General features: G+C 65.6%; 1 protein-coding gene. It reads right to left on the minus strand.

What is annotated here, in order from left to right:
- A partial coding sequence (locus IB268_RS30895) for a VCBS domain-containing protein (protein ID WP_192355306.1) occupies positions 1 to 390 on the minus strand: 390 nt, incomplete at both ends.

Genomic DNA, 390 nt, shown 5'->3' on the forward strand with positions numbered 1-390 from the left:
TGTTGTTCAGCTCGTAGGTGTAGGTGCCGTCGGCCTTGAGGACGATCTTGCCGTACTCGCCGTTGACGGCGGTGTTGACGTTGCCGGTGACGTTCTGGCCGGCGGGGACCGTGCCCTTGGCCACGCCGACGACGTTGGTGACGTCCGCGCCGAGGGTGTCGGCGCCGGTGCCGGTGATGACGTTGCCGGAGGCGGTCAGTGCGGTGTCTTCCGTGACGGAGGCGGTGTCGGGCTTGGCTTCCGGAGCGGTGTCGGTGATGAGCACGACCAGGTCGTCGGACTTGACCTGGTTGGCCGCATCGGTGACGGTGACGGTGAACTTGTCGGTGACGGAGTCGTCGCCGGCGGTGTGATCCTTCGAGGTACCGTCCTGCTGGTAGCTATAGGTGA

The sequence above is a fragment of the Achromobacter sp. ACM01 genome (genome assembly GCF_014851745.1).
Classification (GTDB): domain Bacteria; phylum Pseudomonadota; class Gammaproteobacteria; order Burkholderiales; family Burkholderiaceae_B; genus Achromobacter; species Achromobacter aegrifaciens.